This window comes from Mesorhizobium sp. M7A.F.Ca.US.006.01.1.1 (assembly GCF_003997935.1).
GTDB lineage: Bacteria > Pseudomonadota > Alphaproteobacteria > Rhizobiales > Rhizobiaceae > Mesorhizobium.
On the sequence record NZ_RZQL01000163.1, the window covers coordinates 1 to 16550 of the forward strand.

Here is a 16550-nt window from a genome sequence, read left to right on the forward strand (position 1 = left end):
GATGGCGCCCTACAATGACGGCATACCGGCCGACACCAAGGCCAAGCTGAAGCAGCTCGAGGCCGACATCGGCAGCGGCAAGGTGCACCCCTATGGCGGCGAATTGAAGGACCAGGACGGCAACGTCAAGGTTGCCGCAGGCTCGGTCCTGGCCGATGACGATGTTCGCGGCATGAACTGGTTCGTCAAGGGGATGATCGGCAAGCTGAGCTGAGCGCCATCAAAGAACCAGGGAGGCGTCGAGGCCAACCTTCGGCGTCGCCCTGCCTGGTTCCCGTCCAACCTCGCTTCACGCCACGGCAGGACCCGCCATGCATCCGCGTCTAGAACTGCGCAACATCTGCAAGCGCTATCCCGGCGTCGTCGCCAATGACGACGTCTCGCTGTCTATCCAGCCCGGCGAAATCCACGCCGTGCTGGGCGAAAACGGCGCCGGCAAATCGACCCTGATGAAGATCATCTATGGCGCGGCGCAGGCCGATTCCGGCGAGATCTTCTGCGACGGCAATCCGATCGCGGCGCACAACCCAGCGACGTCGCGCGCGCTCGGCATCGAGATGGTCTACCAGCACTTCGCGCTGTTCGAATCCGTTTCGGTGGTCGAGAACATCGCGCTCTCGGCAAGCAGCGCCTTCGACCTGCCCTCGCTTGCCGAGAATATCCGCGAGCTTTCGCTTCGCTACGGCATGCCGATCGATCCGCATCGCCAGGTGCATGACCTCTCTGTCGGTGAGCGGCAGCGCGTCGAGATCGTGCGCTGCCTGCTGCAGGCGCCCAAGCTTCTGATCCTCGACGAGCCGACCTCCGTACTGACGCCACAGGCGGTGGTCAAGCTGTTCGAGACGCTTCGACAACTCGCCGCCGAAGGCTGCAGCATCGTCTACATCAGCCACAAGCTCGACGAGGTGCAGGAGCTCTGCGACACCGCAACCGTGCTGCGTAACGGCAAGGTCACCGGCACCGCTCGGCCGAAAGAGACGACCTCGCTCGAGCTCGCCCGCATGATGGTCGGCTCGAAGCTGCCGGAAATGCATGTCAGCCCGCCGACCCCGAGCGAGAAGCCGGTGCTCGAGGTCAATAACCTTTCGGTCAAGGCAAGAGACCATTTCGGCGTGGATCTGAAGGACGTCTCCTTCAACGTTCATGGCGGGGAAATCGTAGGCCTGGCGGGAGTATCCGGAAACGGCCAGGCGGAGCTTATCGCCTTGCTCAGCGGCGAACGCACGCATCACAACAACGACGCGATCAGGATTTGCGGTACCGCTGCCGCTTGCCTTCGTGCCGACGAGCGCCGCAAGCTCGGTCTCGCCTTCGTTCCCGAGGAACGGCTTGGCCGGGGCGCCGTGCCGTCGCACACACTGTGGGAGAACGCGGTCCTCACCGCCCATCGCTTCGGCACCGTTCGCAAGGGCCTGGTCGACCGCCGCAAGGCCAGCGCCTTCGCCGCGGGCATCATCGACAGGTTCAAGGTCAAGGCCAACGGTCCGGGTTCGACGGCACAGAGCTTGTCGGGCGGCAATCTGCAGAAATTCATCGTCGGCCGCGAGATCGCACTTGAGCCGAAACTGCTGCTTGTTTCGCAGCCGACCTGGGGTGTGGATGTCGGAGCCAGCGCCTTCATTCGCCAGACCATCGTCGACCTCAGCCGCGCCGGCGCGGCGGTGCTCGTCGTCTCCGAGGAGCTCGACGAGTTGTTCGAGATCTGCGACCGGCTGCTGGTGATATGCCAGGGCCAGGTGTCGCCACCGCTGGTGCGCAAGACGACCGACCGCGAGGAGATCGGACTGCTGATGACCGGCCGAACGATGAGCAAGGATCAAATGGCAAACGGGAGTGGCGACGTTGCACTTCAGGATTGAACAAAGGCCGGAACCTTCGGCAACAATGCGCGTCGCCGCACCGGTGCTGGCGACGGTTTTGACGCTGATCGTCGGCTCGGTCTTTTTTGCCTCGCTCGGACACGATCCGCTGCCGACGCTCTACGCCTTCTTTGTCGAGCCGTTGAATTCCCTCAACGGTTTGTCGGAATGGCTGCTCAAGGCTTCGCCGCTGATCCTCATCGCGTGTGGGCTGGCTATCGGCTTCCGCGCCAATGTCTGGAACATCGGCGCCGAAGGCCAGTTCACCATGGGCGCGATTGCGGCGAGCGGCGTCGGCCTCTTCTGGCCGAACCCGGACAGCGTGCTGCTGTTGCCGTTGATGTTCGTTGCCGGCATGGGCGCCGGCATGGCATGGGCGGCGATCCCTGCCTTCCTGCGCGCCCGCATGAACACCAACGAGATCCTGGTCACGCTGATGATGACCTATATCGCCACGCTGTTCCTGTCCTATCTCGTGCATGGACCGTGGCGCGATCCGGCCGGTTTCAACTACCCGCAGACGGCACTTCTGCCGACAGCCGCCTTGTTCGTTCCCTTCGACCCGGCCTATCGGCTCAACCCTTCGATCTTCATCACCGTCGTCGCCGTGCTCGTGATGTGGCTGTTTACCGACCGCAGCTTCCTTGGCTACAAGATGTCGGTGAGCGGCGCGGCACCGCTTGCCGCCCGCTATGCCGGCTTTCGCGAATCTGCCGCCGTCTGGATCGGACTGCTGGCTGGGGGCGCGGCGGCCGGCATCGCAGGTATGGCGGAAGCCGCCGGGCCGCTCGGCCAGCTCTCGCCGCAGATTTCGCCTGGCTACGGTTTTGCCGCCATCATCGTTGCCTTCATCGGCCGGCTGAACGCCTTCGGCATTGTTCTCGGCGGACTGTTGATGTCGTTGCTTTTCCTTGGCGGCGAAGGCGTGCAGATGACGCTTGGCCTGCCCTCGGCGCTGACGCGCATCTTCCAGGGCATCCTGCTGTTCTTCCTGCTCGCCGCCGACTTCTTCATTTTCTATCGCGTACGTCTGGTGCGGCCGGCCCGAGACACGCATGTGCTGGAGACAGCCTGATGGACCTGTTCATTGCCATCTTCACCGGCACCGTCATTGCCGCCACGCCGCTGATATTCGCGGCGCTCGGCGAACTCGTGGTGGAGAAGTCCGGCGTGCTTAACCTCGGCATCGAAGGCATGATGCTGATAGGCGCCGCATTGGCTTTTGGGGCCGTAACCGCGGGCTATTCGATGCCTGTCGCGATCCTTGCCGGCGCGCTGGCAGGTGCCGCCGCCTCGCTGCTGTTCGGCGTTCTGGCGCTGACCTTCCTCACCAATCAATATGCGGCCGGCTTGGCGTTGGCCATCTTCGGTTCCGGCGTGTCGGCCTTCCTTGGACGCGGCTTCGGCAGCGAGCCGATCGAGGCCCTGCACGGCATCAACGTCCCTGTTCTGTCCGATCTGCCGCTGATCGGTCCCCTGCTCTTCCGCTTCGATCCAATGGTCTACCTGGCTCTGGTGATATTCGTAGCCATCAGCTGGTTTCTCTACCGCACGAAAGCCGGGCTGATCCTGCGAACGATCGGCGAGTCACCGCAGACATCGCATGCGATCGGCTACCCCGTGATCAGGATCCGCTACATGGCCGTGCTGTTCGGCGGGCTGATGGCGGGACTGGCGGGCGCCTATCTGTCGGTCGCCTACACACCACTGTGGGTCGAGAACATGACCGCCGGCAAGGGCTGGATAGCACTTGCGCTGGTGGTGTTCGCCACATGGCGGCCGCTGCGCATCCTGCTTGGCGCCTGGCTGTTCGGCGGCATGACGATCCTGCAGTTGCAAGGACAGGCGCTGGGGCTGGAAGTGCCGTCAGAACTGCTTTCGGCCCTGCCCTATCTGGCGACAATCATCGTGCTGGTCCTCATATCGCGAAACCGTCAGATGCTTGCGTTGCATTTTCCGGCTTCGCTTGCAAAACCATTCCGCCCGGCGAGCTAGGGATTATTCCCTGTTGTAAAGCACGCCGAGCGCGACCGGCTGATGCGTGCGCGACCGCAGACCGGCGAGCAGCACAAGCGATGCCACATAGGGCAGCACGAGGAATATCTGATGGGGAACGGGAATCCCTACGACCTGGGCATGGATGCCCAACGCCTCCAGAAACGCGAAGATGAAGATCGCACCGACAACCCGGAACGGCATCCAGTTGCCGGCGATGATAGCGACGACCACCAGCCAGCCTCGCCCGGCGATTAGGTCGGGAACGAATTTGTCTGAATAGCCGAGCATCAGGAACGCGCCGCCGAAGCCGGACATCATGCTGCCGAACATGATCGCGAGACACTGCCTGAGGCCAACATTCAATCCTTTGACATCCAGTGCTTTCGGATTTTCGCCGACACAGCGCACTTCAAGACCGTACTTGGTTCTGTAGAGGAAGAACCAGACCAGGAAGGGCAGGAAGAAGCTAGCATAGGTCAGCAGGCGCTGCGAAAACAGCACCGGCCCCAGGACCGGAATGTCCGACAGATAGGGGATTGGAACCTGGTCAAAGCCCCTGAATGTCGGCGGCTGACGGCCGGCCACATAGGCCTGGAACCAGAACAGTGTGACGCCCGATGCGAGAAGATTGAGCGCCAGTCCGGCGACGAATTGTTCGGCCTTCAGCACGATCGTCACGAATGACATGATCAGGCTGCTTGCGGCGCAGGCAAAGATCGCGACCGCCAAGGCCAGCCATGGCGATCCGGTGGTCGACGCGATCATGTAAGCGACCACCGCGCCGATCAGCATGGTGCCCTCGACAGCGATGTTCCAGATGCCCGCACGCTGCGTGACGAGTTCGCCCATTGCCGAGAAAAGCAAAGGTGTGGCAATGCGGACCATCGCTGCCAGCAGGCTGATCAGCAGCGGTCCTTGCAGCAGCTCAAGCATGAACTTCCCTCCTCGTGATCTGAAGCCGTGTGGCGACCGCGGCACTGAGAAAGAACAACAGGACCATCCCTTCCATCGCCGACACCAGGCCCGCCGGCGTGCCGCTCTTCAGCCGCATGTAGATCGTGCCGTTTTCCAGCGCGCCGAAGAACAGTGCGGCGATCATCACGCCGCTTGGGCGCAGTCCGCCCACCATGGCCACCACGATCCCCGAACTGCCGATGCCAAGCAACGTCTCGGCACGCAGCCGGTGCGAGACCCCGAAAAGCTCGCCGGCGCCCGCCAGCCCGGCCAAGGCTCCCGACATCAGCATGACGGTCAGGAGAAGCCGGCGAACATTGGTGCCACGAAACGTCAGCGCGGTCGGATTGGAGCCGAATGCACGGATTTCGTAACCAAGCGATGTCTTGTCGAGCAGAACAGAGCTGAACGCCGAGGCAGCGAGGGCAAACAGGAAGCCGACATGCAACTTGCCGGCGCCGATGCCGAAGAGGACCGGCCACTCGAGGCCAGGACTGACCGGCGGCGATTGATGATAGGCCACCGTAACGCCCGTCTCCATCCAAGGACCGCCATCGAGAAGGTAGGCAAGGAGATACATGACGATGTAGTTCAGCATCACCGTTGAAATGATTTCACTGGTGCCGAATCTGGTTTTCAGGGCGCCGGCCAAAAGGCCAAGCGCGCCGCCACCGGCCATCCCGGCAACTGCGAGCGTGCAGACTGCCAGCCAGTCCGGCAGTGGCGCGATCCAGAAGCTCACCCAATAGGCCGCCATTGCGCCGGCGAACACCTGGCCTTCCTGGCCGATGTTCCAGATCTTCGCCCTGAACGCGAATACGGTGCCCAGTCCGACAAGCAACAGCGGCGTGGCCTTCGCCAGCGAGCCGAGCAAGGCGCCCTGGCTGCCGAAGGCACCGACCAGCAAGGCCGAGAAAGCCTTGGCGGGATCGCCACCGGAGAGCCTCAGCAGGACAGCGGAAGCCAGAAGAGCGCCGAGCATCGCCGCCGAATAGCAGACGACGTTCCATCCCAGGCTATTGCCCGAGCGTCGTTGAAGTGAAATCATTGAGTTACCCGCGCAAGCTGGCTGGCATCGCCAGCCATCATCATTCCAAGTTCGAGGAGGCTGGTCTCCTCGGGTCGCACGATGCCCATGATCCGGCCCTTGAACATGACCGCTATGCGATCGCAAAGGCGCAGCAGGTCTTCGAGTTCTTCGGAGGCCAGCAGGATCGCAAAGCCGGCGGCCCGCTTTTCCAGGATTTTCTCGTAGACGAATTCGGAGGCCGCAACGTCGAGCCCTCGCGTCGGCTGGTTGGCCAGCAGCAGCCGCCGCGCATGCTGGAACTCGCGGGCAAGAATGACACGCTGCGCGTTGCCCCCCGACAGCCGCTCCACCGGGAGGTCCGCCGAGGCGGTAGCGACCTTGTATTCGTCGATCTTGCGCCTCGCCAACTCAGCCAGTTTGCGGCGATCGAGAAATGGACCGCGACAATATTCCGGCGAGCGTTGCCATCCCAGGACGAGGTTCTCGGCGGTTCCGAATTCGGGGATCAACCCTTCGAGGAAACGATCCTCCGGAATGAAGCCCACACCGCTGTCGAGGATCTGGCGCGATGTGGGCGCCACGACCGGGTTCCCTTCCAGCGAGAAGCCGCCCGATTGCAGCGGGCGAATTCCCATGAGCACCTCGAACAGTTCCTTCTGGCCGTTGCCGGCAACGCCGGCCAGCCCGAGGACCTCGTTGGCGGCGACGGCGAAAGTCACGTCCTTGAGGACATCCTCGCCCCATTCACCACGTGCCGACGCCCTGTCGAGCGAGAGGATTTCTCCCGCCGGAGCGACGGAATTGTCCCTGACGCTTTTCGTCACCTTGTGCCCAACCATGAGGGCAGTGATCGCTTCGGCGGTCGTATCGGCAGTTTTCACTGTGGCGACGACCTTGCCCTTGCGCAGGATGGTGACCCTGTCCGACTGCATCACCTCGCGGAGCTTGTGGCTGATCAGGATGATCGACAATCCGCGTTTGCGCATTCCGTCAAGGATGACGAAGAGCTGGTCGGATTGCTGCGGCGTCAGAACCGCTGTCGGTTCGTCCAGGATCAGCAGCTCGGCACCGAAATAGAGCGCCTTGAGTATCTCCACCCATTGCTGTTCGCCGACCGACAATTGCCAGATTTCCCGATCGAGATCGATGTCGATGCCGCAGTCCCTGCAAAGGCCGAGAATCCTGCGGCGGGCATCGGCCTTCCGCAGCAGCAACCCGACATCGGCACTGCCGACGATGATGTTTTCGAGTACGGTGAAATTGGACACCAGCACGAAATGCTGGTGGACCATGCCAATGCCCAACCGCAGCGCATCGGCGGGCGAATTCAGCTCCACCACCTCGTCCTTGAAGCGGATCACGCCGCTGTCGGCCTTGTAATATCCGTACAGGCAGGACGACAGCGTCGACTTGCCGGCACCGTTCTCACCGAAGAGGCAGTGAATTTCGCCCTTGCGGATGTCGAGATTGATCCCGTCATTGGCAACGACGCTGCCAAATCGCTTTGTAAGGTTCTGGACGTTCAGCAGGTCTTCCATTGGGTCGCACCGGGCTGCCTGGTTAACGTGTCTTACTTCACCTCGGCCGTGTTGAGGGGAACGACAAACTTGCCGGACATGATCTCCTGCCGTTTGGCCGAAATTTCGTCCTTCACCACCTGCGGAATCCTGCCGTCGAAATCATGGTAGGGAGCAATGTCGGTGCCACCCTCCGCCATGGAGAACCACCTTGGTTCGGCATTGCCGCTGAACTGTGCGCCAGCCTTGCGCTTAAGCCACTCGCCGATGATCCATTCGAGATCGGGCTTCCAACTGATGATGGCGCTGGATGCGATAGCATCGGGAGCGACCTTGTTCTGGTCATTGATGTTGGCGAAGCACATGATCTTGTGCTCCTGACAGGGCTTGAAATTGTCGGTCAGCATGAAGACGACATCGGCGCCTGCCGCGATCTGCACATTGGCATGCTCGGCGGCCAGCGCATTGTCGGACCACGAGCCGATGAAAGACAGGCGATGCTGGATGTCGGGCTTGATCGCCTTGGCGCCCTCGAAGAACGCGTTGATCTGGTCGTTGACGTCGTTGGCCGGAAAGGTGCCGACGACGCCGATCATGCCGGACTTGGTCGTATGGCCGGCGAGCATGCCGAGCAGGTAGGACGGTTCGTGCAGCCGCTTGTAGATCCAGTATTGATTGGCACCGACCGGGTGATTGCCGGAACCGGTGACGACAAACATCAGGTCCGGGAACTCGGCGCTCAGTTTCTTGACCTGGTCCGAATAGGTGCTGTGGCCCCAAATGATGTCGTACTGACCGCTCTCGGCGTAGAAGCGCATGGCGTTTTCGGCATCGTCTCCATACAGCGGGTCAGTATAGTCCCAGGAGATTTCGAGCCCTTCGGGCTTCGCCGTCTTCATGTCCTCAAGCGAGTTGAGCAGTGTCCTGCACCAGCCGACATCGGAAAGGCTGTCCAGGATAACCGCCAGTTTCAGTGTCTTTGGCGTGTCCGCAAAGGACCGCACAAGCCCGGAAAGAAGCAGGGCGCCTGCTGAACCCAGGATTGCCGTGCGTCGCGTGATGGTGTTGGTCATTGCATGATCCTCTCATTCCAGTCCGAGAACTGTCCAATGCCGCCTTGTCGTCACCCGGATATTCTTGTCTTTTCCGGTTGCCTACTTGGAGGCGGCGATTGCCTGGACAACGTCCCCTATGGCGTTGTCAGGCAGCCGGTCTTCCAGCTTGTGTCTGAAACTTCCACGGCGAAGGTCGGCTAACAATGGCTGCGATTTCTTTCGCGCATATCCGCAATTAATCATGTCCGAAAATGCGCCCATGACTAGTGCGGCTGCCTACCGTCGCCAGCCACGACGCCATAACGCAGGCCCCTTTCGCGCAGCCAGCGACGGTAGGCGGCCGACGCGGCGTCGGCGCGGATCGGCACCTCGGAACGGGGGTCCAGCGGCAGCCTCTTCGGAACCTGATTCTCCAGGATCGGCTTGTCCTGACCCAGGATGGTCTGGTGAAACCGCCTGAGCGTTGCCAGGTCACGGACTTCATCCAGCAAGCAGATGACGATATGGACGAGCACCCAGTCCTCTTCGACCGGCTGCCCGAACAGCGCGATGACGTCGCGCCGGTCACGTTGCCGGGACCCCGTCTTGTAGAGGACGGCGCAGAACGGGTGCGGCACCCGGTAGATGTATTCGGTGTCGGCCCCTGTCGTCGAACCCGCATTTGCCTGCGGCTGGTAGAACTCACAATCGGTGACCATTATTTCAGGCGGCTCGGCCGAAACCTGCACCTTGTAAGGTTTGACCTCGGTGTGCGGCTCCTCGCCGAGAATGCCGGTGTGGACGAATGGAAAATGCCCCATGTCGAGAAAGTTCTCGACCGCCCTCGGCGCCGATACATTGACCCGTACGACGCCCTGGATGATGTGGCGGCGATCGGCTTCGGAAAACTCAGGAATCTCGAACAGGTCGCGCTCTGGCGTACCCAGAGTCGTCCAGACATAGCCGAACCGCTCGATGACAGGGAGCTGCCTTCGGCCGGCTTCGACAGTGGCCTGGCCTTGCCAGACGGCAACCTTGCCTTCGTGCCGGCCAACGTCAATCAGCTCACCGAGCAGGACCGTCCGCACCGCCCGATCGGCCGGCAGGTCTTCGATACAGGCAACGACATGCCAGTCGTTGAGCGCAACGGGATCGAGGTGAGAGAAATTGCCCATGATGCTGTCCAGCCTGGAATGTCTGTTGTCGGTGAACGGATCTGGCCGAGGCGTAACCGGCAACGAGGTTGCAGGACTCCGGTCCGTTGCCCGACGGCCCATCGCCGCAAGCCGGATCAGTCCTGATGGTCCCGACATTTCATTCGCGGCTGGAAAACCGCCATGTCTGCTCTTGAGGAAAGCATATCGCCAGTTCATCCGCCCGGTTCTGAAGCGATGCTTGCCTCATCATCCGAAGGCACGTGGCAACCATCAGGCGTTGCGCTTCTGCTCTCTGAGCTCGGTCGGTGAGCAGTCGAATGCCAGCTTGACCTGCCGCGAGAAATGATAGGGATTCTTGTAGCCAACCTGATAGGCGATCTCGCTGATCGACAATCCTGTCCGCTGCAGCAGATGCGTGCCGTAGTCGAGACGGCAGCGCCACAGATATTTGGCCGGCGTCATGCCGAGATGTTTCTTGAACGCCGAGACCAGATATTGAGGGCTGACGCGCACCTGCTGCGCCACCCGCTCGATCGACAGATCGGCGGCAAAGTTCTCTTCGAGGAAACGGCGTGCCTGCAGGATCGTCTGCGGGATCGGCCGCTCCGCTTCGATCACCTCGGCCTCGTAGATGAAGGCGTGGAGCAAGGCGTTGGTCAGCGACTCGCGAACACCACCGCGGCCACCGCGCTCGCCGAGACCAAGATCGACACCCAACTGCATGAGGGTGTGAACCATCGGCGAGGCGACGATGAACGGCGCGAACTTCTCGCGCTCCTTGTACAGCCACGCCGCGTTCTGGGGCCGGCCGTCGCACCAGCTGATATGGGTCAGCATATCCGGCGCTACCGTCGTCATGTAGCGGTCGCGCGTCAGCGACAGAGCGCATTGCCCCGCCTCCAGTTGCAGGACGCCGTCGTCCGCCTCGAGCCGCAGGGATCCAATGTGGACAAGCATGAAAGCCAGATAGTCGCCACCGATCGGGCCATACTCGCCACCATTCTCATAGGTCAGTTCCCCGAAAGTATTCTCCCGGCTAAGGTCGATCGGTGGCAGGCGCATGGTGACGTTCCCTCTCAGGCTGCCGGCGTCACGCAAGAAGTCGAGTTGATTGCCGACACAGGCATCTCCAATAGTCGAGGGTGTTGCTCCGTGGTGCAAGGCGTTTGCTTGTACGAACGAAATCCGGCTGGCGCGTCTCAGCGGCCGTAGATCGGGAATGCCTCGCAAAGCTCCTCGACCGACCGGCAAGCCGCCTTCTCCTGTTCGGCGCCCCATTGCGTTCCGACCGCATCCAGCACGTCGGCTATGAGATTGCCGACACGGGCGAACTCCCCTTCCCCGAAACCGCGCGTCGTGGCGGCCGGCGTGCCCAGCCGGATGCCGGAAGTGACGGCCGGCGGCGCCGGATCGAAGGGAATGCCGTTCTTGTTGCAGGTCAACCCTGCCCTGCCTAACGCCTCCTCCGCGTCCTTGCCGGACAGGCCCTTGCCGCGCAGGTCGACCAGCAGCAGATGCGTATCGGTTCCGCCGGAGACAATGTCGAACCCGCGCTCTCGAAGCGTCGCGGCCAGGGTCCTGGCATTCGCCACCATCTGCCGGGCATAAGTCTTGAACCCGTCCTCCAGCGCTTCACCCAGGGCTACGGCCTTGGCAGCAATGACATGCATCAGCGGGCCTCCCTGCAGGCCAGGAAAGACAGCCGAATTCAACTTCTTGGCAAGATCCGGGTTGTTGGTCAGGATCATGCCGCCGCGCGGGCCGCGCAGCGTCTTGTGCGTCGTGGTGGTGACGATATCGGCGACCTCGACCGGGTTTGGATGCACGCCGCCGGCGACCAGGCCGGCGAAGTGCGCCATGTCGACCATCATCAAGGCGCCGACGGCATCGGCGATCGCCCGGATGCGCTTGAAGTCGATGATACGCGGATAGGCCGACCCACCGGCGATGATCAGTTTGGGCCTGGTCTCGGATGCCTTGGCCTCCAGCTCCTCATAATCGATGAGGCAGTCGCTCTGGCGCACGCCATATTGCACGGCGTTGAACCATTTTCCCGACAACGTCGGCCGGGCACCGTGCGTCAGATGCCCGCCGGCGGCGAGCGACAGACCCATGAAAGTGTCGCCCGGCTTCAGCATGGCGAGCATCACCGCGCCATTGGCCTGCGCGCCGGAATGCGGTTGCACATTGGCGTGCGCCGCGCCAAACAGCCGGCAAGCCCTGTCGATGGCAGCCGCTTCGGCCAGATCGACATATTGGCAGCCGCCGTAGTAGCGGTGCCCCGGATAGCCCTCGGCATATTTGTTGGTCATCACCGAGCCTTGTGCCTCCAGCACAGCCGGCGAAACGACATTTTCGGATGCGATCAACTCGATTTCGGACCGCTGCCGGCCCATCTCGCGTGCGATCGCATCGGCGACCACCGCATCCTGGAGCTGGAGGTTCCTCTGGAAAAAGCCGGACATTCTGCTCGTCTCCTGGCGGCAAAAAGCGGACACGGTTTTCGGCGTCGCCATTGCCTGGTGTTGGAATTGGAACGGGGAGTTAGTTCACCGCGTCAGGCGGGGTGCGTCCTTCGAAGAAGGCCGACAGATTGTCGATCACCCGCGTGCCCATTGCGACCCGCGTTTCGCTGGTGGCGCTGCCCAGATGTGGCAGCAGCACGACATCTTCCCGCTCCATCAAGGCGCGCGGCACGGACGGCTCCGTCTCGAAAACGTCGAGCCCGGCACCAGAGATCCGACGCTCGCGCAGCGCCTGAACCAGCGCGTCCTCATCCACCACATCGCCGCGCGCAGTGTTGATCAGGAAGGCTGATTTCTTCATGCAGGCAAGACGGCGTTCGTTGATGAGGCGGGTGTTCTCGCCACCGCCCGGACAATGCAGCGACACGAAATCCGAGGCCGCCAGAACCTCGTCCACTGTCGCCAGCTGCCGCGCCGGCATGCCGGGGTGGGGAACCGGCTGGCTGTCGAAGAAGACGACCTCCATGCCGAAGCCGAAGTGACAGCGCCTGGCCATGGCCTGGCCGATACGCCCCATACCGATGATGCCGACGGTCTTGCCGCTGACCTGGGTGCCGCAGAGATGCGTCGGCCGCCAGCCGGTCCACTTGCCGGAGCGCAGCTCGCGCTCGCCCTCCCCGGCACGGCGGGCGCACATCAGAAGCAGCGTCATGGCGAGATCGGCGGTGGCATCGGTCAACACGGCGGGCGTGTTGGTGACGACCAGCCCCGCTGCGCTGGCCGCGGCAATGTCGATGTGGTTGAATCCGACGCCAAAATTGCCAAGCATTCTTGCCCTGCCCCCGCCTGCAAAGAGATCCGCGCCAAGCCGGTCGGTCACGGTCGGCAGCACTGCATCGGCAAGCAGCAGGGCCTGGCGGAGCTCTTGTTGCTCATAGGGACGATCGGCTTCATTCAGCGTGACATCGAACTGGTCGCCGAGGCGCTGTTCGACCTCATGCGGCCAGCGCCGGGTCACGATTACCTTCGGTTTGCTCATGACTGCGATCCTCTCAAGCCGCGTGTTCGTGCTGCGGCTGCAAGGTCCGGCCGATCTCGGCGCGGTACCATTCCTGGGCAGCGGCAACACCGGAGCCGGCCTCGATCCGGGCTCCGGCGTCGCGCAACGACATTTCCGCTGAGGCCAGGGCAGCGAGGCACATGACCTCGTTGAGGTCGCCGAGATGGCCGATGCGGAACACGCGGCCGGCCACCTTGCTGAGGCCCGCGCCGAAGGATGTGCGATATCTGGAATATCCGTTGGCGATGACCTGTCTGGCATCGACACCATCGGGGACGACGATCGCCGAAACCGTATCCGACCACCATTTTTCCTCGTTGGCGCAGAGCTTCAGTCCCCACGCGTGCACGCCGCGGCGCACACCTTCGGCAAGGCGGTGGTGACGGGCAAAAACCTGCTCCAGTCCCTCGGCAAAGATAAGGTCGAGGCTGGCTCTCAGGCCAAGCAGCAACTGCGTTGGCGGCGTATAGGGGAAGAAGCCGGTCTTGGACGGAACCTGCATATCCTCGAAGCTGAAATAGCAACGCTCCATGCGCGACTGCTTGTGCGCTTCCAGAGCCTTGGCGCTCACCGCCAGGATGCCGAGACCGGCAGGCAGCATCAGCCCTTTCTGCGAACCGGTGATGGCGAGGTCGACGCCCCATTCGTCCATCCGGAAATCGATCGAACCGATCGAGCTGACGCCGTCGACGAACAGCAGCGCATTGTGCGCCGTTTCGTCGAGCGCGGCACGCACGCCGGCGACGTCGGATGTCACGCCGGTCGCGGTCTCGTTGTGGGTGGCGAATACCGCCTTGATCTCACGGCCCTTGTCGTTACCCAGCCGTTGCCGATAGGCGTCGAGCGGAACCCCCTCACCCCATTCGACATCGATGCAATCGACCTCAAGTCCAAGCCGCTCGGCCATATCGACCCATAGATGGGAGAACTGACCGAAGCGCGACATCAGCACCCGGTCGCCACGATTGAGCGTGTTGGAGATCGCTGCTTCCCAGGCGCCGGTGCCCGAGCCGGGAAAAATGAAGACGCAGCCGGTCTCGGTCTTGAATATCCGCTTCAGGTCGCGAAACAGAGGCAGGACCAGTTCCGGAAAATCCGGGGCACGCATATCCTGCATCGGCACGTTCATGGCCCGCCGCACCGCGTCGGGAATGTTGGTCGGACCCGGAATAAAAAGATGCGCTGTTCCATTCTTCATGGTCTGATTCTCCTGTTGATATGAGCGTCGCCACACACCGGCCGGTGTTGCCGCCTTACGCGAACACAACCGTTTTTCGTCCGTTGATCATCACGCGGGCTTCGAGGTGCCGTTTGATGGCACGCGCCAGAACGCGGCTTTCGATGTCACGGCCGGCCGCGATAAAATCCTCGACGCTCATGGAATGCGTTACCCGCTCGGTTTCCTGCTCGATGATCGGCCCCTCGTCGAGTTGAGCGGTCACATAGTGAGCCGTGGCGCCGATCAGCTTGACCCCGTGCTCGAAAGCCTGGTGATACGGCCGCGCGCCCTTGAAGCTTGGCAGGAACGAATGGTGGATGTTGATGACCTTGCCGAACAGGCGCCCCGCGAGGTCGTCGGAATACACTTGCATGTAGCGGGCCAGGACGACGAGGTCGGCGCCGACGTCCTCGATCACCGCCAGTATCCGGCCTTCCTGTTCCTGCTTGTTGTCCTTCGAGATCGGGAGGACGTAGTAAGGAATGCCCGCCCATGCCGCGGTTTCGCGGCTGTCTTCGTGGTTGGAGATGATCGCTGCGACCTCGGCTTCGAGCCAGCCAACACGGATCTGGTAGATGAGGTGCAGCAATGCATGGTCGAACTTCGAGACCATGATGACGATTTTCGGCCGACGGCTCCGCTCAAGCAGGCGGCTGCTCAGGCCGAAGCGATCCACCACGGGCGCAAGTCCCTTGGTGATGGCATCGGCAGACACCCAGGCTGGCACCGAAAAGGCAATGCGCATGAAGAAACGGTTCGAGACCCGGTCCCAATGCTGGCTGCTTTCAGCAATGTTGGTGCCAAGGTTGGCAAGTTCGGTCGTCACCGCCGCCACGATCCCGGCCTGGTCTTCGCAGGACAGCGTCAGAATGAACGACAGTCGAAGCGCTGCACAATTCATCGCTCGTTGACCTGCGGCCAGCACGCCTCGCGATAATCGCTGAACCAGGCAAGCGTCTTTTCCCATCCGCCGAATGGGAAGAAATGGAGGTGTAGAGGCCCGGTCGGCGCCGGGTAGCTTGCCGCCATGGTTTGCAAGATCTCGGCTGGGCTCCGGTCGGCCACGATGTTGAAGAGGCCGCTGGCGGAACGTCGCAGCGCCGCGATCGAAGGACCGACACCGCACATCATAGCGAACCGGATGAGTTTGGTAAGGCTGGTCACGCCGGCCAGACCGACATGAACCGGCAGCCCGGGATGCGCCGCATGCAGAGTGCTCGCCCAGGCGGCGATCATGTCGCCATCGAAGGCGAATTGCGATACGATCCTGGCTTCCAGCGACCGCTCGGCACAGATGTCGAGCTTGCGCCGCAATGCGTCCGTCAGCACGGCTTCGACGATGCTTGGATGCCCTTCCGGATAGCCGGCGACGAAGGCTGTTTGTATCGTGCTGTCTTTGACCACGGGATGGGCGAGCAACTGGGTTGCCTCTCCCAACGGCCCCGGAAAGAGAGCCGGATTGCCGCCAAGAAAGAGCGCTTCGCTTATCCCGTTTCGACTGTGCGCGGTGACAAGATCGACATAGTCCCGCTCCGAATTGAAGTTCCGCGCGCCCAGATGTGGCACCGGCACAAAGCCCAACTCCTTGATCCGGCGAGCGGCTTCGATTTGCAAAGCCTCGGGCTTGCCGGGAAGGTGAGTAAGAAAGACGCGCGAGCCAAGCGGGAAGCAGTCGGCTTGTGGCGCAAAGGTGCGTGCCTGCGCCGGTGCCAGTTCGATCGACACCTCCGCGTCGAACGCAAATGCAGCCGAACCTCGTGTCTGGATAAGCTCTTGGCGCATGTCGTTCATGATCTTTCCAGGTCTCTCCCGACCAGCTTGACGATTTCGCGACACCGTAGGCCGCGGCAAAGGGAGCCGGGCAGACCAGCTGCCCGGCTTGTCGTCACGGGAGGATGCAACGACAGGACTCTCGAAACAGCGTTTCGCTAACCGTTGGCAGCGCGTTTGAGCGACAGGAATGGCAGCGCCACGACACGCGCGCTGACATCGGCCGCTACGCCATCCTTGTTCCACTTCAGCGTGAGCTCGGTGCCGGTCTCGGCGGCCTCACGCCGCAGATGGCCGAAGCCGATCATCTTGCCCGTCGAAGGTGACCAGGCGACGCTGCTGGCGTGCCCAACTTCCTCTCCGTCGCGGAAGGCTTTCAACGGGTACCACTGCACGCGCCGCAGATTTCCGGGCGCATCGCTCTCGAGCCCCTTGCCGTCGATGGCTTGCGACCAGTCGATGTCGAGCCCGACGAGCTGACGATGGT

15 protein-coding genes and 1 pseudogene are annotated in these 16550 nt (G+C 62.3%); 4 read left to right on the top strand and 12 right to left on the bottom strand.

Features of this window, described 5'->3' with window-relative positions; all coding sequences use genetic code 11:
• The 4 genes and pseudogenes from EN943_RS24905 to EN943_RS24920 form a co-directional block, all read left to right on the top strand.
• A pseudogene (locus EN943_RS24905) lies at window positions 1-214 on the top strand (BMP family ABC transporter substrate-binding protein); the annotation flags it as partial.
• A 97-nt stretch (window positions 215-311) separates the two neighbouring features.
• Entirely contained in the window at window positions 312-1859 is a 1548-nt protein-coding gene (locus tag EN943_RS24910; protein WP_127415035.1) for an ABC transporter ATP-binding protein, read from the top strand.
• Window positions 1843-2934 carry an ABC transporter permease gene (locus EN943_RS24915; protein WP_127415036.1) on the top strand — a complete coding sequence of 364 codons (1092 nt, stop codon included), beginning with the start codon at window positions 1843-1845 and terminating at the stop codon, window positions 2932-2934. Before EN943_RS24910 ends, EN943_RS24915 begins: the two co-directional genes overlap by 17 nt.
• Window positions 2934-3854, top strand: a complete 921-nt coding sequence (locus tag EN943_RS24920; protein ID WP_027163720.1) for an ABC transporter permease — start codon at window positions 2934-2936, stop codon at window positions 3852-3854. The genes EN943_RS24915 and EN943_RS24920 overlap by 1 nt, the downstream gene beginning before the upstream one ends.
• A gap of 3 nt (window positions 3855-3857) precedes the next feature.
• On the opposite strand, the gene EN943_RS24925 is transcribed toward EN943_RS24920, so the two are convergent.
• The 12 genes from EN943_RS24925 to EN943_RS24980 all read right to left on the bottom strand — a co-directional run.
• Window positions 3858-4790: an ABC transporter permease gene (locus EN943_RS24925; protein ID WP_127415037.1), complete on the bottom strand. Its 933-nt coding sequence runs from the start codon at window positions 4788-4790 to the stop codon at window positions 3858-3860.
• Entirely contained in the window at window positions 4783-5859 is a 1077-nt protein-coding gene (locus tag EN943_RS24930) for an ABC transporter permease (protein ID WP_127415038.1), read from the bottom strand. The genes EN943_RS24925 and EN943_RS24930 overlap by 8 nt, the downstream gene beginning before the upstream one ends.
• The gene (locus tag EN943_RS24935; protein WP_127415039.1) at window positions 5856-7379 is read right to left on the bottom strand and encodes an ABC transporter ATP-binding protein; all 1524 of its coding nucleotides are present in this window, start codon (window positions 7377-7379) and stop codon (window positions 5856-5858) included. Before EN943_RS24935 ends, EN943_RS24930 begins: the two co-directional genes overlap by 4 nt.
• Before the next feature lie 32 nt (window positions 7380-7411).
• Window positions 7412-8431, bottom strand: coding sequence for a BMP family protein (locus EN943_RS24940; RefSeq protein WP_027163724.1), 1020 nt, complete (start codon window positions 8429-8431; stop codon window positions 7412-7414).
• A gap of 245 nt (window positions 8432-8676) precedes the next feature.
• Window positions 8677-9567, bottom strand: a complete 891-nt coding sequence (locus EN943_RS24945) for an aromatic ring-hydroxylating dioxygenase subunit alpha (protein ID WP_127415040.1) — start codon at window positions 9565-9567, stop codon at window positions 8677-8679.
• Between the two features lie 252 nt (window positions 9568-9819).
• Window positions 9820-10611 (bottom strand): AraC family transcriptional regulator, encoded by a 792-nt coding sequence (locus EN943_RS24950; RefSeq protein WP_027163726.1) that lies wholly within the window; start codon window positions 10609-10611, stop codon window positions 9820-9822.
• Between the two features lie 137 nt (window positions 10612-10748).
• A complete protein-coding gene (glyA, locus tag EN943_RS24955) occupies window positions 10749-12014 on the bottom strand; it encodes a serine hydroxymethyltransferase (protein ID WP_127415041.1) in 1266 nt (421 codons plus the stop codon).
• A 79-nt stretch (window positions 12015-12093) separates the two neighbouring features.
• Window positions 12094-13053 carry a D-glycerate dehydrogenase gene (locus EN943_RS24960; protein ID WP_127415042.1) on the bottom strand — a complete coding sequence of 320 codons (960 nt, stop codon included), beginning with the start codon at window positions 13051-13053 and terminating at the stop codon, window positions 12094-12096.
• Window positions 13054-13066: 13 nt separating this feature from the next.
• On the bottom strand, window positions 13067-14272 hold the full coding sequence (locus tag EN943_RS24965) for an aminotransferase class V-fold PLP-dependent enzyme (protein ID WP_127415043.1): 1206 nt from the start codon (window positions 14270-14272) through the stop codon (window positions 13067-13069).
• Between the two features lie 55 nt (window positions 14273-14327).
• Window positions 14328-15194, bottom strand: coding sequence for a formyltetrahydrofolate deformylase (purU, locus tag EN943_RS24970; RefSeq protein WP_127415044.1), 867 nt, complete (start codon window positions 15192-15194; stop codon window positions 14328-14330).
• A complete protein-coding gene (locus tag EN943_RS24975) occupies window positions 15191-16084 on the bottom strand; it encodes a methylenetetrahydrofolate reductase (protein ID WP_127415045.1) in 894 nt (297 codons plus the stop codon). Before EN943_RS24975 ends, purU begins: the two co-directional genes overlap by 4 nt.
• Window positions 16085-16221: 137 nt before the next feature.
• Window positions 16222-16550: glycine cleavage T C-terminal barrel domain-containing protein (locus EN943_RS24980; protein ID WP_281060859.1), on the bottom strand; the 329-nt coding region annotated here is incomplete at its 5' end.